This is a genomic window from Agreia sp. (assembly GCF_964263775.1).
Taxonomy (GTDB): Bacteria; Actinomycetota; Actinomycetes; order Actinomycetales; family Microbacteriaceae; genus Agreia.
Genome location: NZ_CAXVWM010000176.1, coordinates 1 through 10,447, shown reverse-complemented (window position 1 = coordinate 10,447; position 10,447 = coordinate 1). Strand labels below are relative to the sequence as shown.

10 protein-coding genes are annotated in these 10,447 nt (G+C 63.5%); 6 read left to right on the top strand and 4 right to left on the bottom strand.

From position 1 onward, the window contains the following. From ACE5CZ_RS12950 to ACE5CZ_RS12930, 5 genes are all read left to right on the top strand, one after another. Positions 1 to 913, top strand: a 913-nt coding sequence (locus ACE5CZ_RS12950) for a peptidase dimerization domain-containing protein (protein WP_374947743.1), incomplete at its 5' end; no start/stop codon positions are given. Between the two features lie 110 nt (positions 914 to 1,023). Next, a complete protein-coding gene (gene erpA / locus ACE5CZ_RS12945; protein WP_374947742.1) occupies positions 1,024 to 1,386 on the top strand; it encodes an iron-sulfur cluster insertion protein ErpA in 363 nt (120 codons plus the stop codon). A 160-nt stretch (positions 1,387 to 1,546) separates the two neighbouring features. Further along, positions 1,547 to 2,416, top strand: a complete 870-nt coding sequence (gene coxB / locus ACE5CZ_RS12940) for a cytochrome c oxidase subunit II (RefSeq protein WP_374947744.1) — start codon at positions 1,547 to 1,549, stop codon at positions 2,414 to 2,416. Positions 2,417 to 2,428: 12 nt separating this feature from the next. Beyond that, the gene (ctaD, locus tag ACE5CZ_RS12935) at positions 2,429 to 4,165 is read left to right on the top strand and encodes a cytochrome c oxidase subunit I (protein ID WP_374947741.1); all 1,737 of its coding nucleotides are present in this window, start codon (positions 2,429 to 2,431) and stop codon (positions 4,163 to 4,165) included. A 3-nt stretch (positions 4,166 to 4,168) separates the two neighbouring features. Continuing rightward, entirely contained in the window at positions 4,169 to 4,585 is a 417-nt protein-coding gene (locus ACE5CZ_RS12930) for a cytochrome c oxidase subunit 4 (RefSeq protein WP_374947740.1), read from the top strand. Positions 4,586 to 4,868: 283 nt separating this feature from the next. Here ACE5CZ_RS12930 and ACE5CZ_RS12925 read toward each other — a convergent pair whose 3' ends face one another. The 4 genes from ACE5CZ_RS12925 to ACE5CZ_RS12910 form a co-directional block, all read right to left on the bottom strand. Then, a complete protein-coding gene (locus tag ACE5CZ_RS12925) occupies positions 4,869 to 6,512 on the bottom strand; it encodes a cytochrome bc complex cytochrome b subunit (RefSeq protein WP_374947739.1) in 1,644 nt (547 codons plus the stop codon). Then, positions 6,509 to 7,585, bottom strand: a complete 1,077-nt coding sequence (locus tag ACE5CZ_RS12920; RefSeq protein WP_374947738.1) for a Rieske 2Fe-2S domain-containing protein — start codon at positions 7,583 to 7,585, stop codon at positions 6,509 to 6,511. The genes ACE5CZ_RS12925 and ACE5CZ_RS12920 overlap by 4 nt, the downstream gene beginning before the upstream one ends. An 86-nt stretch (positions 7,586 to 7,671) precedes the next feature. Then, positions 7,672 to 8,460: a c-type cytochrome gene (locus ACE5CZ_RS12915; protein WP_374947737.1), complete on the bottom strand. Its 789-nt coding sequence runs from the start codon at positions 8,458 to 8,460 to the stop codon at positions 7,672 to 7,674. 61 nt (positions 8,461 to 8,521) lie between these two features. Then, positions 8,522 to 9,190 carry a heme-copper oxidase subunit III gene (locus tag ACE5CZ_RS12910; protein ID WP_374947736.1) on the bottom strand — a complete coding sequence of 223 codons (669 nt, stop codon included), beginning with the start codon at positions 9,188 to 9,190 and terminating at the stop codon, positions 8,522 to 8,524. 65 nt (positions 9,191 to 9,255) lie between these two features. Between ACE5CZ_RS12910 and trpD the strand changes: the two genes are divergently transcribed. After that, positions 9,256 to 10,308, top strand: coding sequence for an anthranilate phosphoribosyltransferase (trpD, locus tag ACE5CZ_RS12905; RefSeq protein ID WP_374947735.1), 1,053 nt, complete (start codon positions 9,256 to 9,258; stop codon positions 10,306 to 10,308). Positions 10,309 to 10,447 lie beyond the last annotated feature (139 nt).

Sequence of the window (10,447 nt, the reverse complement as noted above, 5' to 3'; positions counted from 1 at the left end):
GGGTGAGGAGGAATCGGGCTCACCGCACATCATGGAGTTGCTGGAGGCCTACCGCGACGAACTCGCGGCCGACCTGATCATCGTCGCCGACGCCGACAACCCCTCGACGACCGTCCCCGGGCTCACCGTCGGGCTCCGCGGCAACGTCACCTTCAAGCTCACTGTTCGCACGCTCGAGCACGCGTCGCACTCGGGCATGTTCGGCGGCGCGGCACCGGATGCGATGCTCGCGGCGGTCCGACTCCTCGCGTCGCTGCATGGTGACGACGGATCGGTCGCGGTCGAGGGGCTCGTCGGCACCGAGGGACAGACCCCGGACTATCCCGAGAGCCAGCTGGCCCACGATGCGGGGTTCCTCGGGGGAGTGACGAGCGTCGGGCACGGCACCATCCTGTCGCGCCTCTGGTTCCAGCCGGCTATCACCGTCACCGGAATCGATGCGCCCTCCGTCGCCAACGCATCGAACACCCTTCTGCCCCAGGTCGCCGCGCGGGTGAGCACGCGCATCGCGCCCGGGCAGAATGCCGGCGACGCGTTCGCCGCCATCGAGAAGCACCTTCGGGCTCGTGCGCCCTTCGGCGCCACCATCGAGATCAGCGACGTCGACCTCGGCGATGCATTTCTGGTCGACACCACCGGGTGGGCCGTGCGCGAGGCCAAGGCCGCCATGAAAGACGGATGGGGCGTCGACCCGGTCGACACCGGAGTCGGCGGATCCATCCCGTTCATCTCGGAACTCGCCCGCGCCTTTCCCGCGGCCCAGATCCTCGTGACCGGTGTGGAGGACCCGGACACCCGCGCGCACAGCCCCAACGAATCGCAGCACCTGGGAGTCCTGAAGCGGGCGATCCTGAGCGAAGCTCTTCTCCTCGCCCGCCTGAACGAGCGAACTCTCGCCGGGCTCGCGGAATGAAATGCGCACACGCAGGGTTTGGATGCTTAGACTGACAACTAACGACGCTCGTGAGCGGCTCACCCGCACACGGCGTCGCACGTGCTTTCCCGAAATTCCAAGGAGCAGCCATGAGCGATACCACTGTGACCCAGACCGAGGCCCCCAGCCACCGCGTGGGCGTAACCGACGCCGCCGCCGAGAAGGTGCGCAGCCTCCTCGTGCAGGAAGGTCGCGAAGACCTCCGCCTGCGCGTCGCGGTGCAGCCCGGCGGCTGCTCCGGTCTCATCTACCAGCTGTACTTCGATGAGCGTCAGCTCGACGGCGATGCAGTCGTCGACTACAGCGGCGTCGAGGTCATCGTCGACGAGATGAGCGTGCCCTACCTCGACGGGGCCACCATCGACTTCGAGGACACCATCCAGAAGCAGGGCTTCACCATCGACAATCCCAACGCCGGCGGAAGCTGCGCCTGCGGCGATTCGTTCCACTAAATCCCAGGGCTCCATCGGGCCTGATATTCCGCTGTTCCACCGGGGAGTCGCTGTCAAGCGGCTCCCTTCGTGGATTCAGGCGGGCGTGTGATGTCGAGTAGGCTAGGCCTCGGTTCTCTACACTTGTGGGTAGTTCTTTCCACAGTCTTCCGAAAGGTCACTGGTGCGCTCTCGACGTCTCCGCTGGGCCGCAATTCCCATTGCTGCCACCCTCGCATTCCTCCTCGCCGGCTGCACCCAACAGCAGCTGCAGGGATGGCTGCCCACCGAACCCGGAACGACGAACAACGTCGATCGAGTGATCGGTCTCTGGGTCACGTCGTGGATCGTGCTCCTCATCGTCGGAGTCATCACCTGGGGCCTCACCCTGTGGGCCGTGATCGTCTACCGCCGTCGCCGCGGACAGACCGGGCTGCCCGCGCAACTGCGGTACAACATGCCGATCGAGATCTTCTACACCGTCGTTCCGCTGATCCTGGTGCTGGGATTCTTCGCATTCACCGCCCGTGACCAGTCGGCCATCGAGGCCAAGTACGACGATCCCGACGTCACGATCGCGGTCTACGGAAAGCAGTGGGCCTGGGACTTCAATTACGTCGACGAAGACGTCTACTCCGCCGGAATCCAAGGCCAGCCCGACCCCGACGACGCAAATGGAAGTCTTGTCGAGTCCGAGATCCCCACGCTCTATCTTCCTGTCGGGGCCAAGGTCGAAATCCAGCTCGAGGCTCGAGACGTCATCCACTCGTTCTGGGTCATCGACTTCCTCTACAAGAAAGACATGATCCCCGGCAAGACGAACTACATGTATGTCACGCCGGAACGCGAAGGAACTTACAGCGGCAAGTGCGCGGAACTCTGCGGCGAATATCACTCGCTCATGCTCTTCAACGTCAAGGTCGTTTCGCAAGACGAGTACGACACGTACATCCAGTCGTTGCGCGACGCCGGCTTCGAGGGCCAGCTCGGGCACGAGTACGACAGAAATCAGAACCTCCCCGGCACGACGTCGCCCCGGGTAGCGGAGTAGGGGAACGTAACGATGACGACCACAGCCGTAGCACCGACCACGGGTCAGGCGCTCACCGACGGACAGTCCACGAGCGCCGAGCGTAAAGGCAACGTCCTGGTGAAGTGGATCACCTCCACCGACCACAAGACCATCGGGTACATGTACCTGATCTCCTCGTTCATCTATTTCTGTCTCGGCGGAGTGATGGCGCTGGTCATCCGCGCCCAGCTTTTCGAACCCGGTCTCGAGATCCTTCAGACGAAAGACCAATACAACCAGCTCTTCACGATGCATGGCACGATCATGCTCCTGATGTTCGCGACGCCGCTCTTCGCGGGGTTCGCCAACGTGCTCATGCCTCTCCAGATCGGGGCACCCGATGTCGCATTCCCGCGGCTGAACGCGTTCGCCTACTGGCTCTACAGCTTCGGCAGCCTCATCGCCGTGGCCGGGTTCCTGACACCCCAGGGCGCTGCATCTTTCGGCTGGTTCGCCTACGCCCCTCTCTCGAGCGAGACGTTCACGCCCGGTGATGGCGGAAACCTCTGGGTGATCGGTCTGGGAATCTCCGGATTCGGAACCATTCTCGGAGCGGTCAACTTCATCACGACGATCATCACCATGCGCGCTCCCGGCATGACGATGTTCCGCATGCCGATCTTCACCTGGAACATCCTCGTGACGTCGATCCTCGTGCTGATGGCGTTCCCGGTGCTGGCCGCGGCGCTCTTCGCCCTCGGTGCCGACAGGATTCTCGGGGCGCACGTCTATGACGCGGCCAATGGCGGCGTGCTTCTGTGGCAGCATCTCTTCTGGTTCTTCGGCCACCCCGAGGTCTACATCATCGCCCTGCCGTTCTTCGGCATCATCTCCGAAGTGCTGCCGGTGTTCAGCCGCAAACCGATCTTCGGGTACAAGACGCTCGTCTATGCAACGATTTCGATCGCGGCTCTCTCGGTCACAGTGTGGGCTCACCACATGTACGTCACCGGTTCTGTGCTTCTTCCCTTCTTCGCGCTGATGACGATGCTCATCGCCGTTCCGACCGGAGTGAAGATATTCAACTGGATCGGCACGATGTGGCGCGGTTCGGTCACGTTCGAGACGCCCATGCTCTGGGCGATCGGCTTTCTCATCACGTTCACGTTCGGTGGACTCACCGGTGTCATCCTGGCTTCCCCTCCGCTCGACTTCCACGTGTCGGACTCCTACTTCGTGGTCGCCCATTTCCACTACGTCGTCTTCGGCACCGTCGTCTTCGCGATGTTCAGCGGGTTCTACTTCTGGTGGCCCAAGTGGACCGGCAAGATGCTGAATGAGACGTTGGGCAAATGGCACTTCTGGATGCTCTTCATCGGCTTCCACACCACTTTCCTGATCCAGCACTGGCTGGGCGTCGTCGGCATGCCCCGCCGGTACGCGACCTACTCGCCCGAAGACGGCTTCACGTCGATGAACCAGGTGTCGACGGTCGGTGCGTTTCTGCTGGCCGCCTCACTGGTGCCGTTTTTCCTGAACGTCTACATCACGGCCCGTCGAGCCCCCAAGGTCACGGTCAACGACCCGTGGGGCTACTCGCGCTCACTGGAGTGGGCCACGTCATGTCCGCCGCCGAGGCACAACTTCACGTCGATTCCGCGTATCCGCAGCGAGTCTCCGGCCTTCGACCTCAATCACCCCGAGGCGGGCATCCCGTTCGGCGTGGGGCCGGCCAAAGACGCCCCAGACGCCCCCACGTACGACACGGCATCCGAGAAGGTGAAGTAACCCATGAGAGCCAATAAGAATCTTTTCTGGATCCTCGCGGTCTTCTGTCTCCTGCTCTCAGGGGTATACATCTTCTGGAGCATCATCGACACGGGTGAGGTCGAGTGGGTTGGCGCCCTCGGTATCGGCCTCGCGGGTGTACTTGGCGCGTTTCTCGCCTTCTACCTGGGCCGAGTCTTCAGCGCGCAGGGAGGAGACCTCCCTGAGGATCGCCTCGACTCCGACATCGACGACGGGGACCCCGAGATGGGCTTCTACAGCCCGTGGAGCTGGTGGCCCGTGATCCTGGCCGGGTCGGCGTCGCTGATGCTCCTCGGCTTCGCCGTCGGAACGTGGATCACCTTCATCGGTGTCGCGTGCGTACTCGTCGCCATCATCGGTTGGGTCTACGAGTACTACCGTGGGTACTTCGCCCGCTAGTTCGTCGCGTACACGCTTCCAGGGCCCGTCTCGTTCATTCGAGGCGGGCCTTTCTTGCTGTCTCTCGCACGCGGCCGTTTCCGCAGGCCAGTCGTATCCCCCCGTGCGCCTCGGCTACGCGGCCGCTGTCGCCGGGGGGGCGGTCCACTGTGACCTCGACTGGCTGAATATGGCGGGGCGAGTCCATCGCGAGCGGCCGGGCGGGGGGGCACGACAGAGATCCGCCGAACAGTCCCTCGCGGGGCCGTCCGACGGATCGGAGTGACGCGTCAGGCGCCTTGGGCTAGTGGTGCCCGCTGCCGCGCTCGAGCTCTTTCGGACTGACGGGAGCGATCCTGTCTTCGAAGAACCAACGCGATAGACCGGCGCGGAACCGCTGGACGGGGGTGATCTCGCCTCGCGAGTTCGGGCGGATCATCAGCGGCTGGTAGTCGTTGAAATCGATGAGCTTCCACCGCTCGTACTCGTCGACGGGCTGGTGCACCTCGATGTATTCCCCGCCCGGCAGTCGAACGATGCGCCCGGACTCGAAGCCGTGGAGTGCGATCTCGCGGTCTTTCTTCTGCAGGGCGAGGCACACGCGCTTGGTGACCAGGTAGCCGATGATCGGGCCGAGGATGAGCAGCACCTGGTTGACGTGAATGACGCCTTCGATCGACAGCTGGAAATGCGTGGCGATGATGTCGGAGCTCGCGGCGCCCCAGAGTGCTGCGTAGAACAGCACGCCAGCGACACCGATGGCGGTGCGGGTCGGAGCATTGCGGGGACGGTCGAGCAGGTGGTGCTCGCGCTTGTCTCCCGTGATCCAGGCTTCGATGAAGGGATAGACCAGCACCGCGACGATGAAGCCAGTCAGGATGAGCACGGGGATGATGATGTTGAACGAGAACGTGCGGTTCCAGAGCTCGAACTCGAGTCCCGGCGGCATCAGACGCAGGGCGCCGTCGGCGAAGCCGATATACCAGTCGGGCTGCGTGCCGGCAGACACGGGCGACGGGTCGTAGGGTCCGTAGTTCCAGATGGGGTTGATCGTGAAGAACGTTCCCATGAGAGCGATGACACCGAACACGATGAAGAAAAATCCGCCGGCCTTGGCAGCGAACATCGGCAGGATGGGGGAGCCGACGACGTTGTCCTTGGTCTGGCCCGGTCCTGACCACTGGGTGTGCTTGTGCACGACGACGAAGACGAGGTGGAGTGCCAGCATGACCGCGAGGATCGCGGGCAAGAGAAGGATGTGCAGCGAATAGAGCCGACCGACGATGTCGGTTCCGGGGAACTCACCGCCGAAGAGAAGGAACGAGATCCACGTTCCTACTACGGGGAGGCCCTTGATGAGACCGTCGATGATGCGGAGGCCGTTGCCGGAGAGCAGGTCGTCGGGCAGGGAGTAGCCGGTGAATCCTTCGGCCAGCGCCAGGATGAAGAGGATGAATCCGATGACCCAGTTCAGTTCACGAGGCTTGCGGAACGCACCGGTGAAGTAGATACGCAGCATGTGGATGCCTATGGCTGCGATGAAGGTCAGGGCGGCCCAGTGGTGAATCTGGCGGATGAGTAGACCACCGCGTACGTCGAATGAGATGTTCAATGTCGACGACATGGCCGTGGACATCTCGATGCCCTTGAGCGGCACGTAAGACCCGTTGTACACGACCTCGGCCATGGATGCCTGGAAGAAAAACGTGAGGAACGTTCCCGTGAGCAGGATGACGACGAAGCTGTAGAGAGCGACTTCGCCGAGCATGAACGACCAGTGGTCGGGAAAGATCTTTCGGCCGAACTCCTTCACGACGCCCGAGATGCTCGTGCGCTCGTCGACGTAGTTGGCGGCGGCCTCGGTGAAGCGGCTCGTGCTGCTTCGCGGCGACGACGTCTGCGTCGGGGCGGGGGCGGGTGCCGTCTCAGGCGTGGTGACTGTGGTCATGATGTAGATCGCTCCCAGAAGCTCGGGCCGACGGGTTCGTGAAAATCGCTCTGGGCGATCAGGTAGCCTTCGCCATCGACGGCGATCGGCAGCTGCGGCAGTGCGCGCTTCGCCGGCCCGAAGATGACTTTGCACTCTTCTGTGACGTCGAAGGTCGACTGGTGGCAGGGGCAGAGCAGGTGATGCGTCTGCTGTTCGTACAGGGCCACGGGGCAGCCCACATGCGTGCAGATCTTGGAGTACGCGACGATGCCGTCATAAGACCACCCGGTGCGTTCCGGGCTCTCCTTGAGCTTGGCGGGGTCGAGGCGCATCAGAAGAACCGACGCCTTGGCCTTTTCTTCGAGGCGATTCTCGGACTCGTTGAGTCCTTCGGGGATCACGTGGAACGCGGACCCGAGAGTGACGTCGGATGCCTTGATCGGCAGACCGGACGGGTCGAGGGTCAGGCGGGCACCTTTCTCCCACATGGTGTGCGAGAGCAGCGCGACGGGGTCTTCGTCCTGGGGTCCCCATCCACGGAACAGAATGACCGCGGGGAGAGGAAACGCAACGAGCGCGCCCAGAAGCGTATTTCGAACGAGGGTGCGCCGACCGAATCCGGACTCGTCATTGGCCTGCTTGAAGATCTCGACGGCGCGGGCTCGGGTCTCGTCGCTGCCCTGAACCGGGTGACGCTGGTCGATTCCCTCGTGGTTGGCCATGAGGGTCTTCGACCAGTGCACGGCACCGAGTCCGAGTCCGAAGAGGGCGAGGACGATGCCGATGCCGAGCATCATCGTGTGCAGTCGGAGGGCGCCTGTGTCTCCGTCTTCGATCGGGAAGGCCATGTAGGAGGCGATGGCGAAGATGCTGCCGACGATGGACAGATAGAAGAACGTGTAGACCTGGCGTTCGGCCTTCTTCTCGGCCTGGGGATCGGTGTCGGTCACCCGCGCACGGTGAGCCGGGAGGCCGGGGTTCTCGAACGTCTCAGATGGGATGACGGCCGTACCCGGAGCCGCCGTCTCGTGTGTGACGCCAGTCGACGACACAGCGGTGATGTCTTTTCCGCTCAGATCGTCATGTGCCATGTGATTGCCTTTCGAGCTTTTCTTCGAGGATGTCCCTGACGGGCTTTCCTCGCCTCGGTGAAGAAGGGGCGCGGTATGCCGCTGGTCTAGTTCGACTTCGCCGTGAGCCACACGGTCAGGGCGACGATGGCACCCAGGCCGAAGATCCAGACGAAGAGTCCCTCGGCCACCGGGCCGAGGCTGCCGAGTTCGTACCCACCCGGCGACGGGTTCTTCTCGAGGTATTTGAGGTACGTGATGACATCGCGCTTGTCTTCGGGGGAGAGGTTCTTGTCGTTGAAGACCGGCATGTTCTGGGGGCCCGTGACCATGGCCTCATAGATGTGCACGGCCGCGACACCGGTGAGTGCCGGGGCGAACTTGCCCTCGGTGAGGGCTCCACCGGCGCCGGCGACGTTGTGGCACATGGCGCAGTTGATTCGGAAGAGCTCGGCGCCATTGGTGGCATCGCCATCGCCGTCGAGCAGGCTCTCGTCGGGCACGGACGGACCGGGTGACAGGGACGCGACGTAGGCGGAGAGCGCCTCGGTGTCTTCGGCAGTGAACTGGGGAGTCTTCTCCATCGCCTGCGGACCCTGCATGGCCATGGGCATACGACCGGTTCCGACCTGGAAGTCGACGGATGCGGCACCGACCCCGAGGAGGCTGGGCCCCTCGCCCGTGCCCTGCAGGTCGAGTCCGTGGCAGCTGGCGCAGTTGGCGGCGAAGAGCTTCTTGCCCTCGTCGATCGTGGTCTGGGACGCGCTGGAGGTCTCGGCCGTCGCCGTGCTGCTGAAGAGCGCATATCCACCACCGGTGAACAGGAGTCCGATTGCGATCAAGGCAACAGTCGCCAGGGGATGACGCCTGTTGGCCGTGCTGCCTTTTCGGGCCATTCTCTTCACTCTTTTCACAACTCTCTTGATTCGACCGGTGTCGGGATGAAAACCGATTGATTTATTTCAGCACGTAGATGACGAGGAACAGGCCGATCCACACCACGTCGACGAAGTGCCAGTAGTACGACACGACGATTGCGCTGGTGGCCTCGCGGTGCCCCATGTTCTTGACGGCGAAGATGCGGCCGATCACGAGCAGGAAGGCGATGAGTCCGCCGGTGACGTGCAGGCCGTGGAAGCCGGTGGTGAGATAGAACGCGGAACCGTAGGCACTGGAGCTGATCGAGATTCCCTCGGAGACGAGGGTGGCGTACTCGAAGATCTGGCCGGAGACGAAGATCGCGCCCAGTAGATAGGTGAGGAAGAACCATTCGGTCGTACCCCATTGGGTCGGCTTCCAGCCGGTGGCCCTGGCCTGCAGGCGCTCGGCGGCGAACACGCCGGCCTGGCAGGTGAACGAGCTCGCGACGAGGATGAGGGTGTTCACGAGGGAGAACGGCACGTTGAGAACGCTCGACTCGCTCTCCCACAGCGGACCGGACGTGCTGCGGAGCGTGAAGTAGATTGCGAAAAGCCCGGCGAAGAACATCACCTCGCTTCCGAGCCACACGATTGTGCCCACTGCCACGACGTTCGGTCGTTGGATCAGCGGGGCACTCGAAGTCTGGGTCAGGGAGCTGCTCGTCACTTCTCCATTATGTCCGAAATCGGCACAGGATTTTCGCATTCGGGTGTGACTGGCACGGCCCATTGACACCGGCCCTGCAGGCCCTCGGTCTCTACAATCGGGCTATGGCATATTCCCAGTCCTGGTCCGAGATCCTTTCTACTCTTCTCGCTCGAGACGATCTCTCGGTGTCGGACTCGTCGTGGGCGATGGACCAGATCATGGCGGGTCAGGCATCCGATGCCCAGCTTGCCGCGTTCCTGATCGCGTTGCGGGCGAAAGGCGAGACGGTCGACGAGATCGTCGGCTTCCGGGATGCGGTGCTCGAGCACGCGATCAGCCTCGATGTCGATCCGCTGGCCCTCGACATCGTCGGCACGGGCGGCGACAGGCACGGCACGGTGAATGTCTCGACCATGGCTTCGATCGTCGCCGCGGCCGCGGGTGTGCCGGTCGTGAAGCACGGAAACCGGGCCGCCAGCTCGAAGTCCGGCTCCTCCGATGTTCTGCAGGCGCTGGGCATCGACCTCGACATCTCCAACGTACGCACCGCGCAGGTTCTCGACGAGGCGGGAATCACGTTCGCCTTCGCCGCGAAATTCCATCCGGGGTTCGGCAATGTGGGTACCGTGCGGCGCGAATTGGGGGTGCCCACCGTCTTCAACTATCTCGGCCCCCTGTGCAACCCTGCTCGGCCCGAGGCATCCGCTGTGGGGGTGGCCCAGCTCGATCGCGTGCCGATCTTCGTCGGCGTGTTCCAGACCCGAGGCGCCACAGCACTCGTCTTCCGGGGTGACGATGGCCTCGACGAGTTGACGACGACCGGCCACAGCCACATCTGGGAGGTATCCCTCGGGGCCGTGGTGGAGCACGATCTCGATCCCCGCGACCTCGGCATCCCACGAGCTCACATCTCCGAGCTGCTCGGGGGCGACGCCCAGCACAACGCCGAAATCGCCCGCCGGGTGCTGCGGGGGGAGTCCGGCCCGGTTCGGGACATCGTGCTGCTCAACGCCGCGGCGGGCCTCGTCGCCTTCGAGCTTGCGACGGACGCGGAACAGGGTCGTCGACCGATCATCGAGCGCCTGCACGAAAAGATGGCCGTCGCTGCCCGGACGATCGATTCCGGTGCGGCGACGGCCACCCTCGACGCGTGGGCCGAAGCCACGCGTCACTGACTCACTGAGTGTCTTCGTCGACCCAGTCGAGGGTCTTCGTGACGGCCTTCTTCCAATTGCGGTACAGGCGCTCGCGCTCGGCGTCGTCCATGTTCGGCGTCCAACGCTGGTCTTCCTGCCAGTTCTTGCGCAGGTCGTC